This window comes from Bacillus hominis (assembly GCF_030348325.1).
In the GTDB taxonomy this organism is placed as follows: Bacteria; Bacillota; Bacilli; order Bacillales; family Bacillaceae_G; genus Bacillus_A; species Bacillus_A hominis.
Map to the genome: position 1 here is coordinate 567,844 of NZ_JAUCFS010000005.1, position 26,825 is coordinate 594,668.

General features: G+C 35.3%; 22 protein-coding genes. 17 read left to right on the forward strand and 5 right to left on the reverse strand.

Annotation, left to right across the window (positions count from 1 at the left end; translation table 11 throughout):
- Positions 1-177 precede the first annotated feature (177 nt).
- From fdhF to QUF93_RS05395, 9 genes are all read left to right on the forward strand, one after another.
- Positions 178-3,120 (forward strand): formate dehydrogenase subunit alpha, encoded by a 2,943-nt coding sequence (gene fdhF, locus QUF93_RS05355; RefSeq protein ID WP_289375221.1) that lies wholly within the window; start codon positions 178-180, stop codon positions 3,118-3,120.
- Between the two features lie 12 nt (positions 3,121-3,132).
- Positions 3,133-3,615: a helical membrane plugin domain-containing protein gene (locus tag QUF93_RS05360; RefSeq protein WP_002010449.1), complete on the forward strand. Its 483-nt coding sequence runs from the start codon at positions 3,133-3,135 to the stop codon at positions 3,613-3,615.
- 47 nt (positions 3,616-3,662) lie between these two features.
- On the forward strand, positions 3,663-3,785 hold the full coding sequence (locus tag QUF93_RS05365; RefSeq protein WP_265340972.1) for a hypothetical protein: 123 nt from the start codon (positions 3,663-3,665) through the stop codon (positions 3,783-3,785).
- A complete protein-coding gene (locus QUF93_RS05370; protein WP_289358067.1) occupies positions 3,772-5,643 on the forward strand; it encodes a glycerophosphodiester phosphodiesterase in 1,872 nt (623 codons plus the stop codon). Before QUF93_RS05365 ends, QUF93_RS05370 begins: the two co-directional genes overlap by 14 nt.
- 369 nt (positions 5,644-6,012) lie before the next feature.
- The gene (gene ald, locus QUF93_RS05375) at positions 6,013-7,146 is read left to right on the forward strand and encodes an alanine dehydrogenase (protein ID WP_002116056.1); all 1,134 of its coding nucleotides are present in this window, start codon (positions 6,013-6,015) and stop codon (positions 7,144-7,146) included.
- 102 nt (positions 7,147-7,248) lie between these two features.
- Entirely contained in the window at positions 7,249-8,664 is a 1,416-nt protein-coding gene (locus tag QUF93_RS05380; RefSeq protein WP_002116059.1) for an amino acid permease, read from the forward strand.
- Between the two features lie 131 nt (positions 8,665-8,795).
- Complete coding sequence (locus tag QUF93_RS05385; protein ID WP_289358068.1) at positions 8,796-9,350, forward strand: class I SAM-dependent methyltransferase; 555 nt, start codon at positions 8,796-8,798, stop codon at positions 9,348-9,350.
- A gap of 207 nt (positions 9,351-9,557) precedes the next feature.
- The gene (locus QUF93_RS05390) at positions 9,558-9,935 is read left to right on the forward strand and encodes an ArsR/SmtB family transcription factor (protein ID WP_098766476.1); all 378 of its coding nucleotides are present in this window, start codon (positions 9,558-9,560) and stop codon (positions 9,933-9,935) included.
- A 20-nt stretch (positions 9,936-9,955) separates the two neighbouring features.
- Positions 9,956-12,316: a heavy metal translocating P-type ATPase gene (locus QUF93_RS05395; protein ID WP_289358069.1), complete on the forward strand. Its 2,361-nt coding sequence runs from the start codon at positions 9,956-9,958 to the stop codon at positions 12,314-12,316.
- An 85-nt stretch (positions 12,317-12,401) separates the two neighbouring features.
- Here the strand turns inward: QUF93_RS05395 and QUF93_RS05400 are convergent, their stop codons facing one another.
- Positions 12,402-13,865, reverse strand: a complete 1,464-nt coding sequence (locus QUF93_RS05400) for a nicotinate phosphoribosyltransferase (protein ID WP_289358070.1) — start codon at positions 13,863-13,865, stop codon at positions 12,402-12,404.
- Positions 13,866-14,063: 198 nt separating this feature from the next.
- Between QUF93_RS05400 and QUF93_RS05405 the strand changes: the two genes are divergently transcribed.
- The 3 genes from QUF93_RS05405 to QUF93_RS05415 all read left to right on the forward strand — a co-directional run bounded on the left by QUF93_RS05405 (position 14,064) and on the right by QUF93_RS05415 (position 17,330).
- Positions 14,064-15,335, forward strand: coding sequence for a tetratricopeptide repeat protein (locus QUF93_RS05405; RefSeq protein WP_289358071.1), 1,272 nt, complete (start codon positions 14,064-14,066; stop codon positions 15,333-15,335).
- 1 nt (position 15,336) lies between these two features.
- Complete coding sequence (locus QUF93_RS05410; protein WP_000720171.1) at positions 15,337-15,462, forward strand: NprX family peptide pheromone; 126 nt, start codon at positions 15,337-15,339, stop codon at positions 15,460-15,462.
- Between the two features lie 167 nt (positions 15,463-15,629).
- The gene (locus tag QUF93_RS05415) at positions 15,630-17,330 is read left to right on the forward strand and encodes a M4 family metallopeptidase (protein WP_289358072.1); all 1,701 of its coding nucleotides are present in this window, start codon (positions 15,630-15,632) and stop codon (positions 17,328-17,330) included.
- A gap of 63 nt (positions 17,331-17,393) precedes the next feature.
- Here the strand turns inward: QUF93_RS05415 and QUF93_RS05420 are convergent, their stop codons facing one another.
- Positions 17,394-17,942 (reverse strand): TVP38/TMEM64 family protein, encoded by a 549-nt coding sequence (locus QUF93_RS05420; RefSeq protein ID WP_289358073.1) that lies wholly within the window; start codon positions 17,940-17,942, stop codon positions 17,394-17,396.
- 400 nt (positions 17,943-18,342) lie between these two features.
- Between QUF93_RS05420 and QUF93_RS05425 the strand changes: the two genes are divergently transcribed.
- Positions 18,343-18,861 (forward strand): RNase A-like domain-containing lipoprotein, encoded by a 519-nt coding sequence (locus QUF93_RS05425; protein WP_002116074.1) that lies wholly within the window; start codon positions 18,343-18,345, stop codon positions 18,859-18,861.
- Positions 18,862-18,875: 14 nt separating this feature from the next.
- Positions 18,876-19,148, forward strand: coding sequence for a hypothetical protein (locus tag QUF93_RS05430; protein ID WP_289358074.1), 273 nt, complete (start codon positions 18,876-18,878; stop codon positions 19,146-19,148).
- 54 nt (positions 19,149-19,202) lie between these two features.
- Here the strand turns inward: QUF93_RS05430 and QUF93_RS05435 are convergent, their stop codons facing one another.
- From QUF93_RS05435 to QUF93_RS05445, 3 genes are all read right to left on the reverse strand, one after another.
- On the reverse strand, positions 19,203-20,465 hold the full coding sequence (locus tag QUF93_RS05435) for a VanW family protein (RefSeq protein ID WP_289358075.1): 1,263 nt from the start codon (positions 20,463-20,465) through the stop codon (positions 19,203-19,205).
- Between the two features lie 234 nt (positions 20,466-20,699).
- On the reverse strand, positions 20,700-21,716 hold the full coding sequence (locus QUF93_RS05440; protein WP_289358076.1) for an LCP family protein: 1,017 nt from the start codon (positions 21,714-21,716) through the stop codon (positions 20,700-20,702).
- A 332-nt stretch (positions 21,717-22,048) separates the two neighbouring features.
- Positions 22,049-23,227, reverse strand: a complete 1,179-nt coding sequence (locus tag QUF93_RS05445) for a NupC/NupG family nucleoside CNT transporter (protein WP_289358077.1) — start codon at positions 23,225-23,227, stop codon at positions 22,049-22,051.
- A 91-nt stretch (positions 23,228-23,318) separates the two neighbouring features.
- On the opposite strand from QUF93_RS05445, the gene gloA2 reads away from it, so the two are divergent.
- From gloA2 to aspA, 3 genes are all read left to right on the forward strand, one after another.
- Positions 23,319-23,705: an SMU1112c/YaeR family gloxylase I-like metalloprotein gene (gloA2, locus tag QUF93_RS05450; RefSeq protein WP_289358078.1), complete on the forward strand. Its 387-nt coding sequence runs from the start codon at positions 23,319-23,321 to the stop codon at positions 23,703-23,705.
- Between the two features lie 109 nt (positions 23,706-23,814).
- The gene (locus QUF93_RS05455) at positions 23,815-25,113 is read left to right on the forward strand and encodes a hemolysin family protein (RefSeq protein WP_289358079.1); all 1,299 of its coding nucleotides are present in this window, start codon (positions 23,815-23,817) and stop codon (positions 25,111-25,113) included.
- A 181-nt stretch (positions 25,114-25,294) separates the two neighbouring features.
- Positions 25,295-26,731, forward strand: a complete 1,437-nt coding sequence (gene aspA, locus QUF93_RS05460; protein ID WP_289358080.1) for an aspartate ammonia-lyase — start codon at positions 25,295-25,297, stop codon at positions 26,729-26,731.
- Positions 26,732-26,825 lie beyond the last annotated feature (94 nt).

Below are 26,825 nucleotides of genomic sequence, written 5' to 3' on the forward strand. Positions count from 1 at the left end.
ATAGATTTGTAGAATAGTGATATTTTCAAGCTTACGTAGCTATACCTTATAACATCGAGAATCGACTTCACAAGAAAAGTATTCGGGCAGAGCGTTTCAAAAATATGTACAGAAATACGTTTTTGAAAACGGATTCATAATCGTATTGTACAGTGAGTTGTAAGGAGAGGGGAAACTATGACAGAACAGACAGTCCGTGTAACCGTTGATGGTAAAGAGCTTTTTGCATCAGGTGAAAAGACGATACTCCAATTATTTAATGAAAGTAATTTAGAACATCCTCAAATTTGTCATGTACCAGAGGTAGATCCTATTCAAACCTGTGATACATGTATTGTAGAAGTAGATGGGAAGTTAATGCGTGCTTGTTCAACAAAGCTAGAAGAGGGTATGCATATTGAAAGACAATCGCAGCGTGCTAAAGAGGCGCAGACTGAGGCAATAGATCGAATATTAGAGAATCATTTATTGTATTGTACAGTATGTGATAACAATAATGGTAACTGTAAAGTCCATAATACAGTACATATGATGGAGATTGAAGAACAGAAATATCCGTATGAACCGAAAGTAAGTGCATGTGAAGTGGATACATCGCATCCATTCTATCGATACGATCCAAATCAATGCATTGCTTGTGGGCAGTGTGTAGAAGTATGTCAAAATTTACAAGTAAATGAAACTTTATCAATCGATTGGAGTTTAGACCGTCCACGTGTTATTTGGGACAATGGTGTGAGTATAAATGACTCGTCTTGTGTTAGTTGTGGGCAGTGTGTAACAGTTTGTCCGTGTAACGCATTAATGGAAAAAACGATGCTAGGAGAAGCTGGATTTATGACTGGTTTAAAACCAGATGTGCTAAATCCGATGATTGATTTTGTAAAAGATGTAGAGCCTGGATATAGCAGTATTTTAGCGATTTCAGAAGTAGAGTCCGCGATGCGTAAGACGAAAATTAATAAAACAAAAACAGTTTGTACATTTTGTGGCGTAGGTTGTTCATTTGAAGTATGGACGAAAGAACGTCAAATTTTAAAGGTGCAACCTGTTTCAGATGCACCGGTTAATGGTATTTCCACATGTGTAAAAGGCAAATTTGGATGGGACTTTGTGAACAGTGAAGAGCGTATTACAAAGCCGTTAATTCGCCAAGGAGATATGTTTGTTGAGGCTTCATGGGAAGAGGCTCTTGAAGTTGTTGCATCTAATATGCAACATATTAAATCAGAGTATGGTAACGATGCGTTTGGGTTTATTTCTTCTTCGAAAGTAACAAATGAAGAAAACTATCTTATGCAAAAACTAGCTCGTCAAATATATGGAACAAATAATGTAGATAACTGTTCCCGTTATTGCCAATCACCAGCAACAGACGGTTTATTTAAAACTGTCGGTATGGGCGGAGATGCTGGAACAGTGAAAGATATTGCTGAGGCAGGTCTTGTTATTATTGTTGGTGCAAACCCAACAGAAGGACATCCTGTACTTGCAACGAGAGTGAAGCGTGCTCATAAATTACATGAACAAAAACTAATTGTAGCAGACCTTCGTAAACATGAAATGGCTGAGCGTGCTGATATATTTGTTCATCCGAGTCAAGGAACTGATTACGTATGGCTTGCTGGTATTACGAAATATATTATCGATCAAGATTGGCACGATAAAAAGTTCATAGCTGAAAATGTGAATAACTTTGATGAGTATAGCAAAATGCTAGAAAAATATACGCTTGATTATACAGAAAAAATTACGGGGATCTCTAAAGCTCAGTTAAAAGAAATGGCCCGTATGGTATATGAAGCAGATGGTACTTGTGTACTTTGGGGAATGGGTGTAACGCAAAATACAGGAGGAAGTACAACGTCGGCAGCAATTTCAAATTTACTTCTCGTTACAGGTAACTACCGTCGTCCTGGTGCCGGTGCGTATCCGTTACGCGGGCATAATAACGTACAAGGTGCTTGTGATATGGCGACATTACCGAACTGGCTTCCAGGTTACCAAGCGGTTTCAGATGATGTGCATCGTGCGAAATTTGAAAAAGCATATGGTACTACCATTCCAAAAGAACCGGGATTAAATAATATCGCAATGTTACTTGCGGCCGAAGAAGGAAAACTGCGTGGTATGTATGTTATGGGAGAAGAAATGGCTTTAGTAGATTCAAATGCCAACCATGTACAACATATATTATCGAATCTAGACTTCCTTGTTGTGCAAGATATGTTCTTATCGAAAACAGCTCGTTTTGCTGATGTTATTTTGCCAGCAGCACCAAGCTTAGAAAAAGAGGGAACATTTACGAATACAGAGCGTCGTATTCAAAGATTATATGAAGTGTTGCAGCCGCTTGGTGATTCGAAACCAGACTGGTGGATTTTACAAAAAGTAGCCCGTGCACTGGGCGGAGACTGGAATTATGGAAGTCCAAGTGAAATTATGGATGAAATTGCATCGCTTGCCCCGTTATACTCACAAGCAACGTATGACCGTTTAGAAGGCTGGAATAGTTTATGCTGGGGTAGCCATGATGGTAGTGATACACCATTATTATATGTAGATGGGTTTAATTTCCCGGATAAGTTAGCACGTTTATCACTAGATGAATGGGTTCCGCCAGTTGTAGCACCGGATGAGTATGATTTACTATTAAATAATGGACGTATGCTAGAGCATTTCCATGAAGGAAATATGACGAATAAGTCGGCTGGAATTTTATCTAAAGTGTCTGAAGTATTTGTTGAAATTTCACCTGAACTTGCTAAAGAACGCAATGTAAAAGATGGTGGTCTTGTAGAGTTAGCATCACCATTTGGAAAGATTAAAGTACAAGCGCTTGTTACAGATCGTGTAACTGGAAATGAGTTATATTTGCCGATGCATGCGACAGTAAATGAAGAGGCAATCAATATTTTAACAGGAACAGCAACAGACATTTATACGTGTACACCAGCTTATAAACAAACAATGGTGAAACTGCGCGTATTACGTGAAAAAGGAAAGCGTCCGTTACCATCTTCAAACCCGAGAGATAAAAAACGTCATCCGCAAAATGGTGTTGAAATCGAGCAAAAGTGGCAAAGAAAACAATACGTATCACTTGTGGACCAGAATTAGGGGGCGGGGATAATGGCAAAAGAGATTACTTTAATTAAAAAGAAGATTGTAACAGAAGAAGAAAAAAAACAGCAAGTAACAGATGAACTGTTAAATGATCTAGCTGAAAATAGAGAAGCAGTAGAAGAGACGATGCAGCTATTAGCGCAGTTGCAAAAAGCTGGAATTTTAGATGCAGCAATTAGTTTACTTGCTGCAAAAGAAGATGTTTCCAAAATAGCTGTTGAACAATTAAATCGTGAACCAGTAAAAAACGCATTAAACAATATGATGGGGGCAGGAGAGGCATTATCTTCAGTGGACCCAGAAATAACGAAACAAATAACATCTAGTTTAGTCACTGGATTACAATTTGCAACGGATGAGCTGAAAAACGGAAAAAAAACAAAAGTGATGGATTTCTTTAAAGTATTAAAAGATCCAGATATCAACAGGGCGATTACATTTGGTTTTAGTTTCTTAAAAGCATTTGGACAAGGGTTAGAGAAAAAATAGAGGAAATGAAAAAAGTGATGGGAAGTAACCATCACTTTTTTCGTTGTATGTATAAGAGTGTTCATGTTAAGCGGAATATATTATTATTAAAAAGATGGATTGGAACTGGAAATGTGGAATCCATCTCAAATACCGTTTTAGAATTTGGAGGAATATATGCAACACCGTAAAAAACTATCTATACCAGGAGTAATGGGACATTCCTTTCAAACCGTTAGATTTGCTTTTTGGAATGTATTAACCTTTCAACTTGCTTATAAATTATTAGCAGCGATCGTATTTGTCCCGCTATTTGGGATCATTTTTAATAAGTTATTGTATTTTGGTGGTTATGCAAATGCAACGAACGATGAATTATTAGCGTTTTTAAAGACACCATACGGCATCTTGGCAATCGTAATTTTGTCATTGTTAGCACTGTTTCTTATTTTTACGGAATTTGCGGTACTTATTATTATTTCGTATTTCGCTCATAAAAGACAAAAGGTGAAATTACGTCCGATTTTATATAAAACGGTAACGTATTTACCTACTCTTTTCACATATTGCTTACCAGGATTTATTTTATATGCTGTCGTATTGTTACCTCTTTTAAATATGGGGTATGAAACAGCATTAATCCCGCAAATTCAAATTCCTAACTTTATTACAGGAGAACTGTTTAAGACAACGATGGGACAAGTGGGTTATTACACGTTCTTTGCTGTAGTTGCGTATTTGAACCTTCGTTGGATTTTTGTCCTACCTATTGTTGTATTAGAGCAAAAGTCATTTCGCATGGCAGCACGTAAAAGTGCAGTTTTAGTAAAAGAAAGCTTTTTTAAAGTATTGTTCTTTTTAGTAGGATTTTTTATTTCGATAGGGATCGTGTATATTGTATTTTTTGGAATATATTTATTGTGTCTATGGGGCGTTTATGAGTTTACGAATCCGCAAGGAACATTTGCATTATTAGCTGAATCAACAATCTCTGTATTTTTAACGAGTACATTGTATTTATTTAGTTTTATCGTGACACCGTTTTATATTATGGCGATTACGCGATTGTATTTACAAAAGGTTCCAGTCGAAGATGTTTTACTAGAAGAAGGGTTAGATTATTCAAAATCGAAAGCAGATAAATGCTTCTTTAAAAAACACCGTTGGAAATTTATCGGTGTATATATAGTAGGAATTATTACTGCTGGAATGGTCGTTGCCTTCATTGTGACCTTTATTTCAAACACATATAAAGAACCAATTATTATGGCGCACCGTGGATATATATCAAAAGGTGTAGAGAATACGAAAGAAGCAGTGCAAGGTGCCATTGATGCAAAAGCAGACTATGCTGAAATAGATGTCTTGCAAACAAAAGATGGCGAACTAGCAGTCATACATGATTTGAAGTTGAAACGTCTTGCGAATGCGAATGTGCATGTATCAGATTTGACGATGGACGAGTTAAGAAAGCTTACTCTTAGTCAAGATGGGCTCACAGGAGAAATTAGTACATTAGATGAGATTATTAAGCTTTCAAAAAATAAAATAAAACTCAATATAGAAGTGAAGCTTCACGGTAATGAGAAGGACTTCGTAAATAAAGTATTAAAAACAATTAAAGATAATGAATTTGAGAAGCAATGTGTAATTCAAACGTTACACTATCCGCTTATTAAAGAGTTTAAGCGTGCGAATCCAGATATAAAAGTAGGGTATATATTGTATGCAAGTAGAGCTAACTTAAAGAATGTGAAGGCTGACTTCTACGTAGCAGAAGAATATATGTTAAATAAGAAATTAGTAAAAGAAGCAAGGAAGTTAAACAAACCAATTTACGTATGGACAGTAAATGATATGGAAAGTTTAAAGGCATATTATAAGTTAAACGTAGATGGTATCATTACCGATTATCCTGAAGACGCACGTGAAACAATTAAGATGTTAAAAGAACAAGAAGCTGAAGAAAGCGATATATTTGATAAAATTACAGAAACGACAGAAGACTTGTTTTCAAAATTATTTATAAGTTACCCAGCTGCTGGCTAAATGCTAGTAGCTGTTTTTTTATGAAAAGAATATATTTCTAAAGTATTGTACAAAGTAATAAGTGTATATGTATACGTAACTACTTAGTTTTTTTGCATTGTTACGTTATTGTCAAATAATAAATAATAACTATGCGTTTTGAATGCATATAATAGAAATAGAGTGATAGATGATGAAGTGGTACGGATAACCCAATAGAATCAATGTTTTATATATTTACACTATTCTAAATATATAAACTTTAAAAAAATAGTATGTTAGCGTTTTCATAACTTTTAAGTTATGCTAGAATAAGGACATAAGTTATTAATTATTACAAAAAGAAAAAAGAATTCCTTTTTTCTGTTAATTATAAGGGGGCATTTCATTATGCGTATTGGGGTACCAGCAGAAATTAAAAACAACGAAAACCGTGTGGCAATGACACCAGCAGGTGTTGTACATTTAGTTCGTAACAATCACGAAGTATTCATTCAAAAGGATGCAGGTGTAGGATCTGGTTTCACAGATGCTCAGTATGTTGAAGCAGGAGCGAAAATTGTTGATACAGCTGAAGAAGCTTGGAACATGGAAATGGTTATGAAAGTTAAGGAACCAGTTGAAAGCGAATACAAACACTTCAGTGAAGGTTTAATCTTATTCACATACTTACACTTAGCTCCAGAACCAGAATTAACAAAAGCGTTAATTGAAAAGAAAGTTGTCGCTATCGCATATGAAACAGTACAATTAGAAAACCGTTCATTACCATTACTTGCACCTATGAGTGAAGTAGCTGGTCGTATGGCTGCACAAATCGGTGCGCAATTCCTTGAGAAAAACAAAGGCGGTAAAGGTATCTTACTTGCAGGTGTTCCAGGAGTTAAGCGTGGTAAAGTAACAATTATCGGTGGTGGACAAGCTGGTACAAATGCTGCTAAAATTGCAGTTGGATTAGGTGCGGATGTAACAATCATCGACTTAAGTGCAGAACGTCTTCGTCAATTAGATGACATTTTCGGAAACCAAGTAAAAACTTTAATGTCTAATCCTTACAATATTGCAGAAGCTGTTAAAGAGTCTGATCTTGTAATCGGTGCAGTATTAATTCCAGGTGCAAAAGCGCCAAAACTTGTAACAGAAGAAATGATTAAATCAATGGAACCAGGTTCTGTTGTTGTTGATATCGCGATTGACCAAGGTGGTATTTTCGAAACAACTGACCGTATTACAACTCATGATAACCCAACTTACGAAAAACACGGCGTTGTTCATTATGCAGTTGCAAACATGCCAGGTGCGGTTCCACGTACATCAACTCTTGCATTAACAAACGTAACAGTACCATATGCAGTACAAATTGCTAACAAAGGCTACAAAGAAGCTTGCCTAGGCAATACTGCATTATTAAAAGGTATCAATACATTAGATGGCTATGTAACATTCGAAGCAGTTGCAGAAGCTCACGGTGTAGAGTACAAAGGTGCAAAAGAATTATTAGAAGCAGAAACAGTATCTTGCTAATAGAAGCATTATACAAAACAAAATCGAACAATATATAAAACAACATGATAAGAGCTAAGAGATAATACCTCTTAGCTCTTATTGGTAAAGGGGGCATTCATCGTGGCCAACCTATTCAAAAAGAAATCCGTTACGCAATTGTTAGGGGAAAGTAAAAGTAAAACTTTGACGAAAACGCTAGGGGCATTTGACCTAACAATGCTAGGGATTGGTGCGATAATTGGTACAGGAGTTCTAGTATTAACTGGATTAGTAGCAGCAAGAGATGCTGGTCCGGCAGTTATTTTTTCATTCATGATTGCAGCAATTGTTTGTGGGTTTGCAGCTTTGTGTTATGCAGAGGTTGCATCTACACTTCCTGTTTCAGGTAGTGTGTACACATACTCATATGCGACAATTGGTGAGTTTGTTGCCCATTTAATGGGATGGACATTGTTATCCGTATATGTCGTAACAACTGCCGCGGTAGCTGGTGGATGGACAGGTTATTTCAATAACTTAGTGAGTGGATTAGGAATTGAAATTCCAAAAGCATTGTTAACGATTCCAGCGCAGGGTGGTATGGTGAACTTGCCAGCGGTTATCGTTACGTTAGTGATAACTTGGTTGTTATCCCGAGGTACGAAAGAAAGTAAGCGTGTGAATAACATAATGGTATTAATTAAAATTGGTATTGTTGTTTTATTCATTGCAGTTGGTGTATTCTACGTGAAACCAGAAAACTGGATACCATTTGCACCGTACGGTTTAAGTGGAGTGTTCGCGGGGGGAGCAGCAGTATTCTTTGCTTTCTTAGGATTTGATGCATTAGCAACTTCTGCTGAAGAAGTAAAAAATCCGCAACGTGATTTACCGATTGGTATTATTGCTTCGTTAGTTATTTGTACAATCATTTATGTTGTAGTTTGTCTCGTTATGACAGGTATGGTTTCTTATAAAGAGCTAGATGTACCAGAAGCTATGGCATATGTGTTAGAAGTTGTAGGACAAGATAAAGTAGCTGGTGTAATCGCAATTGGAGCTGTAATTGGTATTATGGCTGTAATTTTCGCTTATATTTATGCGACAACACGTGTATTCTTCGCAATGAGCCGTGACGGTTTATTGCCAAAATCTTTTGCGAAAATTAACAAGAAGACTGAAGCACCAACATTTTCAGTTTGGTTAACAGGAATTGGTAGTGCTTTAATTGCTGGATTTATCGATTTAAAAGAATTGTCGAATTTAGCGAATATTGGAGCATTATTAACATTCGCTATGGTGGGTGTAACTGTTATCATTCTTCGTAAAACGCATCCGAAATTACAACGTGGATTTATGGTACCACTTGTACCAACCTTACCGATTATCTCAGTTGTATGTTGTCTATTCTTAATGGTAAATTTACCATTAACAACATGGATATACTTCGGTATTTGGTTAGCAATTGGAGTAGTTGTATACTTTGTTTATTCGAAAAAACATAGTCATTTAAAAGACGATGGAAGTTCGCAGGATAATTTAGAAGAAGCTAATTAAAGGGATATAAAGTTAGTAAGCCTTGTGCGTCTAGGGAGCGCGCAAGGCTTTTTCTTTTGGCGGAAAAAGGAAATGATTGTTATTTTGTCGAATTTTTATGATCGGAATATGAAAAAAGGAGCGGGAGCAAATTGCAAGAAACGAAAGTGGTTGTTGGAGCAGAGGGTTATAATAATAACCCTGGTTGGTTACATACGAATGAAGAAGAATTAAATTTATTACGAAGAGAAACATGGCTTGATAAATTTCAATCTAATTCTTTATCAGTAATTTTAGCGGAGCGTGTATGGGAGCATTTATCGTACGAAGAAGGAATCGAAGCAGCAAAGATTTGCTACGAGTTTTTAAAAGATGGTGGATACATTCGCTGTGCAGTCCCTGATGCGTATTTTCTAGATGAAGAATATCAACGAGGTGTACAAGTAGGTGGGCCAGGCCCATTAGATCATCCGGCCGCTAGTCATAAAATTGTTCATAACTATAAAACGATCACGTCCATGTTTGAATCAGCAGGTTTTCAAGTGAGAATCTTAGAATATTGTGATGAGAATGGCGAGTTTCATTATAATGATTGGAATGAGAAAGATGGGTTTATTTATCGATCGAAACGTTTTGACCATAGAAATCAGGATAATAAGTTAGGGTTTGTCTCTTTAATTGTGGATGCGATAAAAAATGAAAAGTAAGTAAAAAGGGTGTGCAAATTGTACATCCTTTTTTGTATGAGAATATAATGGATGCGAAAAATATGTGTACGTCTTTTTAAACTGTGAACGAAATATTCGAAAAAAATGTATCAGATTTCATTGACACATATGAATAGACGCTCATATAATAAAGGTATAAGACGTATGAATGATTGTTCATATGTTCAAATGAAGAGGTGAGCTGTGATGGCTGAAAATAAAGTAGAAATGCAACAGGAAGCATGTTCTCAAACGGTAATTCACGAGGAAATCGTGGATCAAGTAAAACAAACAATTCCGACTGATGAAAGTTTAAGTAAAGTAGCAGAATTATTTAAAGTATTAGGTGACCGTACACGTACGAGAATATTACATGCATTATTTGAAGCTGAAATGTGTGTTTGTGATTTAGCTTATTTATTAGGAATGACGCAATCTTCAATCTCACATCAGCTTCGTGTATTAAAGCAAGCAAAGCTTGTAAAGAACCGTAAAGAAGGAAAGGTAGTTTATTATTCATTAGCTGATCAACACGTAATTCATATCTTCGAGCAAGCGTTTGAACACGTGAATGAGGAAGAATAAAAACGCGAGGAGGGAGAATGATGGCAGAAGCATTAGTGAAAAAGAAACTTATGCTAGAAGGTTTAGATTGTGCAAATTGTGCAATGAAAATTGAAAAAGGTGTTGGGAATATAGAAGGAGTAACGTCTTGCTCTGTAAACTTCGCAACAAAAACGATGCTTTTAGAAACACCGCAAAATAAAGAAAACGAAGTTGTTACGGAAGCAAAACAACTCGTTACAAAATTAGAACCGCATATTAAAGTGCAAGAAGAACAAAAAACAAAATCAATAAAAGAAGTATTTATATTAGAAGGTTTAGATTGCGCAAATTGTGCAATGAAGATTGAAAATAAAGTAAAGGAAATGCCAACAGTTTCAGAAGCGACTGTTGATTTCGTATCAAAGAAATTACGAGTAGAAGTTGCGAATAAAAGAGAAGTAGAAGCGACTATAGAAGACATAAAAAATGTAGTTCAAAAGTTAGAGCCAGATGTAAAAGTTGTTCGTGAAGAGAAAACTGGACACGGGCACAGTCATGATCATGGCGATGGAAATGTGAAAAAGATGATAGGACGGTTAGTAGTCGGTGGAATTTTGACAGGAATTGCTGCGCTAGCCGGATTACCGCAAATGATAACAATTCTATTATTCGTCCTTGCGTATTTATTAATTGGTGGAGATATTGTTTGGAGAGCGGTAAGAAACATAACTCGCGGCCAAGTGTTCGATGAAAACTTTTTAATGGCAATTGCAACTGTAGGAGCTTTTGCAATTCAACAATATTCAGAAGCTGTTGCAGTTATGCTATTTTATCAAGTAGGGGAACTATTCCAAAGTATTGCGGTAAATCGCTCTCGAAAATCTATTACTTCATTAATGGATATTCGTCCTGATTATGCGAATGTGAAAGTTGGAAATGAAACGAAACAAGTATCACCAGAAGATGTGCAAATCGGTGATTATATTATCGTAAAACCAGGTGAGAAAGTACCATTAGACGGAAAAGTAGTCGAGGGAACATCGATGATGGATACTTCAGCACTAACAGGTGAATCTGTACCACGTGAAGTAGAAGTCGGAAATGATGTATTAAGTGGTTTTGTGAACCAAAATGGTGTATTAACAGTAGAAGTTACAAAAGAATTCGGTGAATCTACTGTATCAAAAATTTTAGATTTAGTACAAAATGCAAGTAGCAAAAAAGCACCGACAGAAAACTTTATTACGAAATTTGCGCGCTACTATACTCCTGTTGTAGTTATTACAGCGGCGATTATGGCGTTTATTCCACCACTTATTTTAGAAGGTGCTACATTCTCTGAGTGGATTTATAGAGCGTTAGTATTCTTAGTTATCTCTTGTCCATGTGCGCTCGTTGTATCTATTCCTCTTGGATTCTTTGGAGGTATCGGTGGTGCATCTAAAAGTGGGATTTTAGTAAAAGGAAGTAACTATTTAGAAGCATTGAATGATGTGAAATATATCGTCTTTGATAAAACAGGTACATTAACAAAAGGTGTCTTTAAAGTTACGAAGATGGAGCCTAGTGAAGGTATTACAGCTGAAGAGTTATTAGAATATGCAGCATTTGCAGAAGTATATTCTAATCATCCGATTGCACAATCTATTCGAAATGCATATGGAGAATCAATCGATGAAAATGCTATTGAAGACTATAGTGAAATTTCTGGTCATGGTACGGTTGTAAAAGTACAAGGAAAAGAAATTTTCGCAGGTAATGCTAAATTAATGAGAAAAGAAAACATTACATTTAAGCAACCAAATACAGTAGGTACACTAGTTCATGTTGCTGTAGATGGTAAATATGCGGGTTATATTGTTATCTCTGATGAGGTAAAAGAGGATTCAAAACAAGCAATTCAAAAGTTAAAAGAACTAGGTATTAAGAAGACAGTCATGTTAACCGGTGATGCAAAATCAGTTGGTGAAGTTGTTGGTAAAGAATTAGGTTTAGATGAAGTTCATGCCGAATTATTACCACACCAAAAAGTAGAAGAAATCGAAAAAATTGATGCAGCAAAACGCGGTAAAGAAAAGATTGCATTCGTCGGTGATGGTATTAATGATACACCAGTATTAGCGCGAGCAGACGTTGGTATTGCGATGGGTGGCTTAGGATCAGATGCAGCAATTGAAGCTGCTGATATCGTTATTATGACTGATGAGCCTTCAAAAATTGCAACGGCAGTAAAAATTGCAAAACGTACACGTAGCATCGTATGGCAAAATATTATATTTGCATTAGGGGTAAAAGGGTTAGTGTTATTACTCGGCGCCTTTGGTATTGCAACAATGTGGGAAGCAGTCTTCTCAGATGTTGGTGTGACACTACTTGCAGTTTTAAATGCAATGCGTGTACTGAGAGTGAAAGATTTATAAACAACATTCTTATCATTATGTTAATATATTTTCAACTCATATATGTAAAGCATTGAAAAAAACAGAGAAGGAGAAACTTCTCTGTTTATTTTTGTATATTTTTCGCAACCTTTTCTCGAACAGTTTGAATGTAATTCATTTTATGATCCCAACATTCTTGGCTTAAATCTACAGGGTACTCTTCAGGATTTAAAGTTCGCATATATTCTTCCCAAAATAGTGAGAGGCTGCGTTCGTTATATTTTTGGATATCAAATATATTGGGTAACTCATACGTTCTTTTACCGTTAACGAAAATATCTTGATGTAGTTCGCGTGCTTCAAAGTTTGTTACGAATTTACTTATATATGTATGAACAGGATGGAACATTTTTAAACGTTCTTCTGTTCCTGGTTCTTCAGCATCTAATGCAATATAATCGCCTTCTGCATGATTGTTAACTCGATTGATAATGCGATAAATTCGTTTAAGTCCTGGAGTAGTAATCTTTTCTGGGTTAGATGAAATTTTAATCGTATCATTTAATTTTCCGTCGGTATCTTCAATAGCAACTAGTTTATAGACAGCACCTAATGCTGGCTGCTCAAAGGATGTAATCAGCTTTGTGCCAACACCCCATACATCAATTTTTGCCCCTTGAGATTTCAAGTGCATAATCGTATATTCATCTAAATCGCTAGAAGCGATAATTTTTGTGTTTGTAAATCCAGCTTCATCAAGTTGTTTTCTTGCTTCCTTTGATAAATATGCCATATCACCACTATCCAGGCGAATGCCATAAAAATCGATACGATCCCCGAACTCTTTTGCAACACGAATCGCATTTGGAACACCAGATTTTAAAGTGTCGTATGTATCGACGAGAAATACACATTTTTTATGTGTTTTAGCATATTTTTTAAACGCAACATATTCATCACGATATGCTTGAACGAAAGAGTGGGCATGTGTGCCAGCTACAGGGATGCCAAAACGTTTCCCTGCCCGAACGTTACTTGTAGAAGAAAAACCGCCAATGAAAGCAGCGCGTGTGCCCCAAAGAGCAGCATCAAACTCATGAGCACGCCTTGTACCAAACTCTAAAAGTTCATCGTTATTTGCAGCGTGCTTCATACGTGCAGCTTTTGTAGCAATTAATGTTTGGTAATTTACAATATTTAAGAGGGCGGTTTCAATTATTTGTGCCTCGCCAAGTGGTGCATCAACACGTAATAAAGGCTCATTATTAAAAACAACTTCACCTTCTTGCATACTACGAATCGTGCCAGTAAATTTCATGTTTTGTAAATAATGAAGGAAGTCTTCTTCAAATTGCAGCTCTGCTAAATAAGCGATGTCACTTTCGGTAAAGCTGAAATTTTCTATGTACTCTACAATTTTTTCAAGACCAGCAAAAACAGCATAGCCGTTTTCAAACGGAAGCTTTCGAAAGTATAGATCAAAAACAGAACGGCGAGTATGAATACCATCTTTCCAATATGTATAAGCCATGTTGATTTGATATAAATCTGTATGTAAGGCGTAACTATCGTCTTTATAATGATTCATTGCGAAAACACCTCCGTAATTTGGTTATAGTATACCAATTTTTCCCCCTCCGTAGCAAAGAAGTAATAGGGATTGAAGTCAAGAGAGAAAAAAATGAAATAATGCATATTTTTTAGAAAATTTACATTTATCAATTTATATTTCTCTAGATTTTATGTATTATTAGAGTAATGGGGGTAATGAGAATGGAGGAGGACAATGCAACAAACATTAGAAAAAATAGGCAAACAAGTCTTTTACAAACGGCTACAGCAAAAAATGACACAAGAAGAATTATGTCAGGGCATTTGTTCTGTCTCATACTTAAGTAAGATCGAAAATGGAAAGATTGAAGCATCAGAAGAAATTCTACAATTGCTCTGCACAAGACTAGAAATTGCCGTGACGGATTTGAGAGATGTAGAAGAAGATGTGAAAGTGAAGTTGGATGAGTGGTTGAATGCATTAATCCATTTGGACAAGCAACAGGTAGAACGCATATATGAAGAGTTACAAGGTGAAATGAAGCATGTTTTAGATTTTGAAATTATAAATTATTATAAGTTACTGTATACGCGGTATTTAATTATGAAAAGGGATTTTCCTGCTGTTGAAGAAGAATTAGAGAGCTTAAAGAAGATGTATAAAAAGTATTCACCATTCCAGAAATTATTATATACGTATAGCAAAGGATTATATTATTTCTTACAACATAAATATAAGACGGCATTGGAGTACTTGGCTCGAACAGAAGTAATGGCGAAGGAGCAAGGGTATCACGAAAATGGAATATATTTCAATTTAGCTCTTGTTTACAATGAATTAGAAGTTGAACATATGACTTTACATTTTGCTAATGTAGCAATGGAAGGATTTAAGAATGAATATAAGTTTCGATATGTAATAAATTGTCAATTGCTTATTGCGTTGAGTTATATACAGAAGAAGCAATATAATGAAGCGCTTTCTATTTATAATAATATTTTGAGAGAGGCAAATTCTTTTGCTGATAAAGAAAGCATAACAGCTATTGCTTTAAATAACTTAGGATTTTTGTACTATAACTTAAAAGATTATGCAAAGGCTAAAGATTATTATTTGCAATGCTTACAGTATAAGACGGAAGAGGATTTAAATTATATTGATGCAGTATATGAGATTGCTTTACAGTGTATTGAATTAAAAGAATTTGAAGAAGCAAAAGAGTGGATCAGTAAAGGGATAGATGTCGCGAAGAGGGATGAAAAGTATAGAAGTATGCTATATATACTTTTAGTGCTTAAGCATAAATACTTTGAAACTAAAGATGTTTATAGAAAATTTTTAGAAGTTGAGGCGATCCCATTTTTTAGAGGTGAAGAGAATAAAAAGGAATTAAAAATGGTGTATTTAGAACTAGCGGGGTATCATGAAGAATTATTAGAGTTTCGAGAAAGTAATAACTATTATAAATTAGCAATTAATTTATTAGAAGAAAAGGGAGGAAAATAATATGAAGAAAATAATTATTGGTGCTTTGGCTTTGATAGCTGTATTAGTGGTATTGGAACCTCAATATGCTTGGACATCGGATATCTATGGTCAAGGAGAGAATGTAGTTGAAGTGGTAAACTCTTAATAAAAACCCCTTTCCAATCGGAAAGGGGTTTTTTCAACATTTGTTCATCAAAATTCTACAAAACTTGAGAAAATAATTATTTGAATTTTTAGTATATTAATAGTGAAAACATAGTGCTACGATAAAACTACTCTTTTTCAAAAATTTTTTATTAGGGGGAAGGTTATATGAAAAGGAAGAGTTTAGCGTTAGTGTTAGCGACAGGAATGGCAGTTACAACATTTGGAGGGACAGGCTCTGCGTTTGCGGATTCTAAAAATGTACTCTCTACGAAGAAGTACAATGAAACGGTGCAGTCACCTGAATTTATTTCTGGTGATCTAACTGGAGCGACTGGCAAGAAAGCGGAATCTGTTGTGTTTGATTACTTAAACGCGGCAAAAGGTGATTATAAGCTAGGAGAAAAGAGTGCCCAAGATTCTTTCAAAGTGAAACAAGTGAAAAAAGACTCTGTAACTGATTCTACAGTAGTACGTATGCAACAAGTTTACGAGGGAGTACCTGTATGGGGGTCTACTCAAGTAGCTCACGTAAGTAAAGATGGTTCTTTAAAAGTACTGTCTGGAACAGTTGCGCCTGATTTAGACAAGAAGGAAAAGTTAAAAAACAAAAATAAGATTGAAGGCGCAAAAGCAATTGAAATCGCGCAACAAGATTTAGGTGTAACACCGAAATATGAGGTAGAACCAAAAGCGGAATTATATGTATACCAAAATGGTGAAGAAGCAACATATGCATACGTTGTAAATCTAAACTTCTTAGATCCAAGTCCAGGAAACTACTACTATTTCATTGAAGCAGACAGCGGTAAAGTGTTAAATAAATATAATAAAATTGATCATGTAACGAATGATGATAAGTCACCAGTTAAGCAAGATGCTCCTAAACAGGAAGCGAAAGCAGCTGGAAAACCTGTAACAGGAACAAATAAAGTAGGAACTGGTAAAGGTGTATTAGGAGATACGAAGTCGCTTAATACAACATTATCTGGGTCATCTTATTATTTACAAGATAATACGCGTGGTGCAACAATTTTCACGTATGATGCAAAAAACCGTTCGACATTACCAGGAACGTTATGGGCAGATGCAGATAATGTTTTCAATGCAGCGTATGATGCAGCAGCAGTAGATGCTCATTACTATGCTGGTAGAACATATGATTATTATAAAGCTACATTTAACCGAAACTCTATTAATGATGCAGGAGCGCCACTGAAATCAACCGTTCATTACGGAAGTAAGTATAACAATGCATTCTGGAACGGTTCACAAATGGTATACGGAGATGGTGATGGTGTAACATTTACTTCATTATCTGGTGGAATAGATGTAATTGGTCACGAATTAACGCATGCTGTTACGGAAAATAGCTCGGATTTAATTTATCAAAATGAATCAGGAGCGTTAAATGAAGCGGTTTCTGATATTTTTGGTACATTAGTAGAGTATTATGATAATCGTAATCCAGATTGGGAGATTGGTGAAGATATTTACACACCTGGTAAAGCAGGAGACGCGCTTCGCTCTATGAGTGATCCAGCGAAATATGGTGACCCAGACCATTATTCTAAGCGTTACACTGGTACTAGTGATAACGGTGGCGTTCATACAAACAGTGGCATTATTAACAAACAAGCTTATTTATTAGCAAATGGCGGTACGCATTCTGGTGTAACTGTAACTGGTATCGGAAAAGATAAATTAGGTGCAATTTACTACCGTGCAAATACACAATATTTCACGCAATCTACTACATTTAGTCAAGCTCGTGCTGGTTTAGTACAAGCTGCTGCTGATTTATATGGTGCGAGCTCTGCTGAAGTAACAGCAGTTAAGCAATCATTTAGTGCTGTTGGTGTAAACTAAGACTTTAAGAGATAGTTATTAATAAAATACCTCAAAAATAAAGAAGGAGCATAGGCTCCTTCTTTATTTTTTTCTCCATTTTTTCCACAAATAAAACAATCCAATGCAACCTGCGATTGTTACAATCCACTTCGCTTCATTCGTCCCATTCATGACATGATATGCAGAATATACCTCGATCAATAAAGCCGGTATTTTACCTATTGTGCTGGCGATACTGAAGGAGAGTAATGACATTTTTCCTAGAGCTGCAAATAAAGTAACGATACTTGATGGAATGAAAGGGATGAAACGGAAAGATAGAACGAGTAGAAAGGCCTCTTTACCTTCTACGTAAAGGAGCCTTTCTACCTTTGGATACTTATTTATTTTATCGTGGGTGAACTTTTGAAGGCCTATGCGATAAATATAAAACGAGATAATAGCTCCGAATGCTTCACCTGCGATCGAAATGATTGTGCCATTTGTTACACCGAAGAGCTGTATATTAATGGCGGTTAAAAAGATGCTAGGGATAAAACCTAAAAGACTAATGATGATATTAATTACGATACTAAGTGGAATTGCGATTGAATAATAGTCTATTAAGAAGTTTTGAATTGTTTCTGCCATCGTATAAAATCCTTTATCTTTTTTTGCATTACACCATATTTCTATTGTATAGGCAAGGGTAAATTTACATAATGTAGAAAAGAGTTGATAGAAACGGGTTTTTATACCTTATATAGGTATTGGGTATATAAAAGTAGGGGTATATTTAATTTGTTTAAAAAATACTCCATAAACCCTATGTTTAAAGGGTTTATGGAGTATTATGATTGGTGTTTTCATCCGGGAAATAATTATAAAGACATGGGGGTATATTTTGAGGTGGGCGAAAAATAGTGATTTGATGAAAGTTGATTGGAAAATATAGAAAAATGAATGAGGGATTTTAAAACTGTATCCATTTTTTCTTTGTGAAATTGACTTTTAGTGGAGTTACGATAATAATCATGGAAGAGGTGATACGATGAAACGACTAAATAGTCTTTTTTTGAGTAGTTTATTGGCACTAATGCTGATCTTAAGTGGATGTGCAGGAAAAGAACAAAAAACAGAAAAACCAAAAGAGGATCATTCTACATCAGTAGAAAAAATTAGTGACAATATTTTAGATGAAATGGAAGGACCACCTAAAAATGGTCATACGATTGAAAGGCATGTTGGAAAAACAGAAGAAGAGCTGAAAAAACGTTTGAGTACAGATAAAGTTTCAGCGGCAAGTACATACTATGATAAGGAAACAGCGACAAAGGCTGTGAAAGATAGTTTAAAACAACATGATAAAGAAATTCAGGATTGGTTAAAAAACTCTAAAGAGGCTCGCCTTGTATTGAATACAACTCATTCATTCCCAGTTGGAAAAACGGTAATAAAGAAAAATATGAATGTAAAAGATAAACTAGTAAAGACTGTTACTGTTTTAGCGAGAGATAAATCAGGAGATCTAGGATTTAAGATTATTACTTCTTATCCATCAGATAAATAAAGGGGGGAGTATATATGTATCCAACATTACAATACTTTTTAAAATCATACTGTACGTTAAGTATTCATGAAAATGAAATAGTTAGTGTAATGGAAGAATTTATAGAACAAGAAGAAAACGAAACTGTTACGAAGTTACGAGATGAATTATTATATATGAAGAAAAAGAACGCGTGGGAAGAAGCGTGCGTATTAGCTGCAAGACAAGGAAATCGTATATGGTCTTTAGAAGAAACGCAAGACCATCTTGGAGATTTTTTACTATTATTGCAAAAGAAAAAGGCGTGAGTAGATCACGCCTTTTTGTATATGCTTTTTGAAATTTGTCCGTTTAATGTTATCTCATTGTTTTGGGGCACTTTTATATACGCTTTTTGAAATTTGTCCATTTGATATTACTTCACCATTTTGTGTTACTTTTTTATACGTAACCGCTGTAATTTTATCACCAGTATTACTAATTACTTGAGAAGAAACTTCAACATTTTTACCAGTATTTGTACCGAAAATACGTGTAGTAATACTACCTCCATTTGAAAATGCTTGAATATAAATATGATTACCTGTATTGTTTTTAAATTTTAAATCCGGACCATAATCTGCCACTGCTGCATCTTGCCCAAGTGGTAAATAATTTACGGGCATAGAATGATTGCTTCGAGAAACAATTCCTAAATCTGCCCTTAAAGCTGCGCTATATAAAGTACTACTGACTTGGCAAACACCTCCGCCTGCACTTTGTATAACTTTACCTTGTGAAAATACTGCTGCGGATTTATAACCATGTGCAGCATCAGTTACGCCAACACGGCCATTAAAACTAAATGTTTCATCAGGTGCTACAATAACTCCACTTAAAGTGTTAGCTGATTTATTTACGTTATAAGACTGATTTCCATTACGACCAGCCATTGGAGTAGAGTATTCAGCAATTACTTCTTTAATCCCCATTTTTTGTATATCTTCTGTAGATCGTTCAGGTTTTATTAGTGTAACTGGTAATGCAACATCGGATGTGCCAGAAGTAATAGCTGCGCTTGTTAAATCGGTTAATTTTCCTTTATCAATTTTTTCTCCATTTTGACTTGGGCTAATATTTACTGTAGAACCTTCAACACTTAATTCGGCGTTGACAGGATTTTTTAATGTTTCATTATATTTATCCTTTATAAAGGTTTCATAAGTTGTTGTATTTAATTTTGATGTTAATTTATAGTCGCGTTTTAATTCGCCATTTTCAGCTTGTTTACGCATTTTATAACGATTAATCATATTGCCTTCTTGTTCTTTAAAAATAGTGTCGGTAATTTCTTTTTCATTATACTCCACACCTAAATCTTTCCATACATATGTTTGTTTATCATCTTGGAATACGTAGTTAAGAAATTTTTGATCTAATTCATTCACCTTTTGACTAATAATAGCTTGAATATCTGTTTTATTTTTTCCATCAAGAGAAATACCTTCAAATGTAGTGTTTGGTAGTGCAGTTGTATTTAGTTGATTATTTAATTTGGATACATATTGATATCCACCAATACCACCTACACAAAGTAATATGCCACCAGCGATTGCGGAACCGATTAGTATTTTACTTCTCTTCATTTATTTCCCCCCAGAAAAATTTGTATAAATATATGTATTACATTTTTTGTATAAAAATGATGAAAATAACAGTATGTATGTCCTAGTATACTATTATTTTCACTATGTGTGTAATGTTTTTATAAAAAATGTTACATTCCTGTAATAATTGTCTTTTTTTGTCACAATATGTGTGAAAAATATGTTGAAAATTATAATAAAAAGGCTGCTTAGAAAGATCTAGCAGCCTTTTTATTATAATTTTTTATGCTCATTTTTATTCGTAACACCGAGATGTTCTTGAAGGGTTGTCGATATATCATTGACGCTTTTTTCGTCTGGAACGTAATAATAAATACCACCTATATATTTGTCAGTACCTTCTACTTGCATTTTGTCCATTTTTAAATCTGAACCCATTGAATTTTTTGCAATCGTCATCATATCATCGAAAGTTAAATTTGTTTTTAAGTCTTTGTCGACAGCATCTAATAGGCCACCGATTTTATTAATGGAATTAAGGGACAGTGCTTTTTCAGCAATAGCTTCTAAAACAAGTTGTTGTCGTTGACCACGCATATAATCACTGTCGATATGACGAGTTCTCGCTAGTGCAAGTGCTTCTTCTCCATTTAAATGTTGACGCCCTTTTTTTAGGTGAATAGCATCTGCCTCGTCGCTACTATTTTGTTCTGTGAACTCAACTGGAACGTCGACAGTTATACCACCTAGAGAATCAACAATCTTGATAAAGGATTTGAAATTAAATTTTACATAGTAATCAACTGGGACATCTAAAAAGTTTTCTACTGTATCAATTGTGCTGTCTACACCACCAAATACGTGCGCATGTGTAATTTTATCATATTTATCACGTGATTTAATGTAGACGCGTGAATCACGTGGAATGCTGACCAGTTTAACAGATTTATCATTTTTATTAATTGTTGCAAGTAGTAATGCATCTGTACGAGTCGCTTTTCCGTAACCTTTTTCCCTGATATCACTTTCATCAACACCCATAATTAGGACAGAAATATTGTCAGTCATAGGTTTAACAGCCTTTTCACGTTTGCTGGATTTATCTCCTCGGCCGAGTTCAGAATAGGCGTTGCTTAAGACAGATTTTGCTTTACTGTATATATGGAAGGAGTAGCCTCCTGTCCCAAGTGCTACAATCAGTAATGGAATAAGAAGGAACCAAAGTAGACGTTTTTTCTTGAATCGTCCTTTTTTGGCTCGAGTATCTTTGTTCATGTCGGATTTCATCATTTTTTCTCCTTTAAAACTATCAAAGTGTATACATCTAGGTGTATTAAAACACATAAAAAATATTTTACGCTAAATAAAAGCGATTGTACATGTATAAAAAATAGATGTCTTGATTATTTATTCCGCTATTTGTGGGCAGTAAAACTCCCACCTCAAAGTCCAGCGAATGCAAGGAAGTTAGGTGGGAGATAACTGCCCGTAAAAGCCCGATTGGTGAAGGCTAATAATCAGTGGGGGATAGCCCCCCTCTGATTAAAGTTTCACTTTATAAGACACCTATTCGTTATTGTATACAAAAGACAGGGATAAGAAAATGATAAAATTTTACCTAATTAAAGCATAATGCTTACGATAATCGCAGATAAAATACTGACGAGAGTAGCTCCGTATAGTAATTTTAAACCAAATTGTGCAACGACGTTTCCTTGTGCTTCGTTTAACCCTTTTACCGCACCGGAAATAATTCCAATGGAAGAAAAGTTGGCAAAAGAAACGAGGAAGACAGAAATAATACCAACTGTACGGATAGAGAGAGTGCTGGAAATTTTACTAAGATCCATCATTGCTACAAATTCATTTGTCACAAGCTTTGTTGCCATAATGCTACCAGCTGTGACAATCTCAGAACTTGGTACGCCGATAAGAAATGCAATAGGGGCGAATACATAGCCTATTAGTTGTTGGAAAGTAATGCCGAATATAATGAGGAATAGGTCATTAATGCAACTAATTAATGCGACGAATCCAATGAGCATAGCGCCGACGACAATTGCTACGCGAAAACCATCAAGAATGTATTCTCCAAGCATTTCAAAGAAACTTTGTTTTTCCCCTTTTATTTCCAAAATGTCTTCATCATCGTTAACGTCGTAAGGATTAATAATGAGTACGATAATAAAACCACTAAATAAATTGAGAACGAGTGCGGTTACTACATATTTTGGTTCGATCATTGTCATATAGGCACCGACAATGGACATAGATACTGTTGACATAGCAGAGGCGCAAAGTGTATATAGTCGATGTTTTGGAATTTGGGCTAATTGTTTTTTTACCGTAATAAAAACTTCTGATTGGCCGACAATAGCGGAAGCGATGGCGTTGTAAGATTCTAATTTCCCAAGACCGTTTATTTTACTAAGAAAGAAACCAATCCACTGAATAAAGAATGGTAGTATTTTGAAATGTTGTAATATGCCGATTAAGACGGAGATAAAGACAATCGGTAATAATACGTTAAGGAAAAATGGCATTTCCCCTTTATTTGCAAGACCGCCAAATACAAAGTTTATACCACTGGCAGCATACTCAAGTAGCCTCGTAAACAGGTTGGAAATTATCGTAATAAGTATGAGACCAATTTCTGTATTTAATAATAAATAGGCTAAAATTAACTGTATAATAATCATGATGAAAATTGGTTTGAATTTAATGTGTTTTTTATTGTTGCTAGCAATGTAGGCAAGGAAAAAAACAACGATAAGTCCAACGAAAAAAGTGATAAATTTCATAATAAGCCCCCTAAAAGAGATATTCTGATATATATGTTTTTCATTTAAAGTGAGAATATGCATGTTTGGTAAAGAGAGGAATAGAGGAATCATGAATATATGTAGAGTACATCACGTTGCAATTATTTGTTCAAATTATGAAGTGTCAAAGGATTTTTATACACGAATATTAGGTTTCAAAGTGAAGAATGAAGTATATAGAAAGGAACGAAATTCTTATAAGTTAGATTTATGTGTAGGAGGAGAGTATCAAATTGAATTATTTTCATTTCCAAGTCCGCCTGACCGCGCAAGCTTTCCAGAGGCTGCTGGACTTAGACATTTAGCTTTTGCGGTTACTGATATAGAAGAAGCTGTTAAACATTTAAACCGATGCGATGTTGAGACGGAATTGATACGTATTGATGAGATAACGGGAAAAAAATTTGTCTTTTTCCAAGATCCTGACGGTTTGCCATTAGAATTGTATGAGGGCTGAAAATTGGTGAATTTTATATAGGGTTGCTTTCAAGTAAATGAAGAAACTAAAGTGAAACTTCTTTTTTAAAGGAGGTGTAACTTTAGCTAAGAAAAGCTAAAGGACATATGTGGATATTTTAAAATTATTGATGGTAGCTGTTCTTATTGCGCTAACAGGTTTCTTTGTAGCTGTAGAGTTTGCAATTATAAAGGTGCGTAGCAGTCGTATCGATCAACTCGTTAGTGAAAAAAGACGAGGCGCATTGGCAGCTAAAAAAGTAACTTCAAATTTAGATGAATATTTATCGGCATGTCAGTTAGGAATTACGATTACTGCTTTAGGGCTCGGGTGGTTAGGAGAACCGACGATTAAACATTTACTCGAACCTCTGTTTTTAAAATTGGATGTATCTCCTGCAATTGCAAGTACAGTTTCATTTATTATTGCATTTGCAGTTATTACGTTTTTACATGTTGTAATTGGTGAACTAGCTCCAAAGACTTTTGCAATCCAAAAAGCAGAGCAAGTTAGCTTATTATTATCAAAGCCCCTTATTTATTTTTACCGAGTTATGTATCCATTTATTTGGGCTTTAAATGGCTCTGCACGATTTGTAACAGGCTTATTTGGCTTACATCCGGCTTCTGAACATGAAGTTGCGCATTCAGAGGAGGAACTAAGATTAATCTTGTCTGAGAGTTATGAGAGTGGCGAGATTAATCAAACTGAATTTAAATATGTAAATAATATCTTTGAATTTGATAACAGGGTAGCAAAGGAAATCATGGTACCTCGTACTGAAGTTGTTGGTTTATATGAAGATGAGCCGTTTGAGACACATATTAAAGTAATCGCACAAGAAAAATATACGAGATATCCAGTATTGGGTGAAGATAAAGATGAAATTATTGGGATGGTTAATGTAAAGGACTTATTTATTCGTTATATGGATGGTAATCGAGATGAAGAGTGTTCGATTACACCATATACACGTCCAGTTATTGAAGTGTTAGAAAATATCGCAATCCATGATTTACTATTGCAAATGCAAAGAAGACGCATTCCATTAGCTGTATTATATGATGAATATGGTGGCACAGCAGGGATTGTTACATTGGAAGATATTTTAGAAGAAATTGTTGGAGAAATCCGAGATGAATACGATGAAGATGAGAATCCACCTATAGAACATATAAGTGAAATGTGTAAAATTGTAGAGGGGAAAGTACTTATTAGCGAAGTAAATGATTTATTTGGCATACACTTGGTCGCTGCTGATGTTGATACAATTGGTGGCTGGATTATGGTACAAGAGCAAATCGTTGCTGAGGGAGATATTATTGAGAAACACGGCTTTTCTTTTAAAGTTCTTGAAAAGGATATGCATCAAATTAAGCGAGTTGAAATAAAGAAAGTAGAAGAATGAATGGCTTTTCTATTATATAAACTTTAATAAAAAGGATATATAGAAAAATAAATGTTTGCGCTTTCAAAAAGGGTACTATATAGTGAAGGTGGATACTGAAGAATTCTTTTAATGATACTCGTATTTTATAGAGCGAATTCTTTAGATAAGGATTTAGAATGAAAAGTATAGGTGATGAAAAATGGTAGCAACGAAGGATATACGTATAGAAAAAGATTTTTTAGGTGAAAAGGAAGTACCGAGTGTAGCTTATTATGGTGTACAAACATTACGTGCCGTAGAAAACTTTCCGATTACAGGATATCGCATTCATCCGTCACTCATTACGGCAATGGCAATTGTAAAAAAAGCGGCAGCGCTTGCGAATATAGATACAGGTTACTTAGCTAAAGATATCGGACAAGAAATTGCAGAAGCTGCACAAGAAATTGTGGATGGGAAGTTCCATGATCAATTTATTGTAGACCCAATTCAGGGCGGGGCAGGGACTTCAATTAATATGAATACTAATGAAGTAATTGCTAATAGAGCGTTAGAACGTATGGGGTACGAAAAAGGTGAATATGCGAAAATTAGCCCAAACACTCATGTGAACATGGCGCAATCAACAAATGATGCGTTCCCAACTGGGATTCATATTGCAACTCTTATGATGCTAGAAGAACTTCTTGTTACAATGGAAAAACTCCATTCTGCTTTTCATGATAAAGCAAAAGAGTTTGATCACGTTATTAAAATGGGACGTACACATTTACAAGATGCAGTTCCAATTCGCCTTGGACAAGAATTTGAAGCATATAGCAGAGTGCTAGAGCGTGATATAAAAAGAATTAAACAGTCTCGTCAACATTTATACGAAGTTAATATGGGTGCGACAGCTGTCGGTACGGGATTAAATGCAAATCCAACTTATATTGAGCAAGTTGTAAAGCATTTACGAACTTTTAGTGGATTCCCTCTTGTTGGTGCAGAGCACTTAGTTGACGCGACGCAAAACACAGATGCATATACAGAAGTATCTGCAGCATTAAAAGTATGTATGATGAATATGTCTAAAATTGCAAATGATCTTCGTATTATGGCATCTGGTCCACGTGTTGGATTGGCGGAGATTCAACTACCAGCTCGTCAACCAGGCTCATCTATTATGCCAGGTAAAGTAAATCCAGTTATGGCAGAAGTAATTAACCAAGTTGCTTTCCAAGTAATTGGAAACGATCATACAATTTGCTTAGCGTCAGAAGCAGGGCAATTAGAGTTAAATGTAATGGAGCCTGTATTAGTATTTAATTTAATTCAATCCATCAGTATTATGAACAATGGATTCCGTGTATTCCGTGAATATTGTATTAAAGGAATTACAGCGAATGAAGAGTTGCTTAAGCAATATGTTGAAAAAAGTGTTGGGGTTATTACAGCAGTGAATCCTCATATTGGTTATGAAGCAGCTTCGCGCATTGCACGTGAAGCAATTACGACAGGAAAATCTGTTAGGGAGTTATGTTTAGAACATGGTGTACTTACAGCAGAAGAGCTTGATATTATTTTGGATCCATACGAAATGACGCATCCTGAAATTGCTGGCGCTTCTTTATTAAAGAATAAAGTGAAACTTTAATCAGTAGGGGGTGTCCATCCCCACTGATTATTAGCCTTCACCAATCGGGCTTTTACGGGCAGCCCGACTCCCACAAATAGCGGGATAAAAAAAT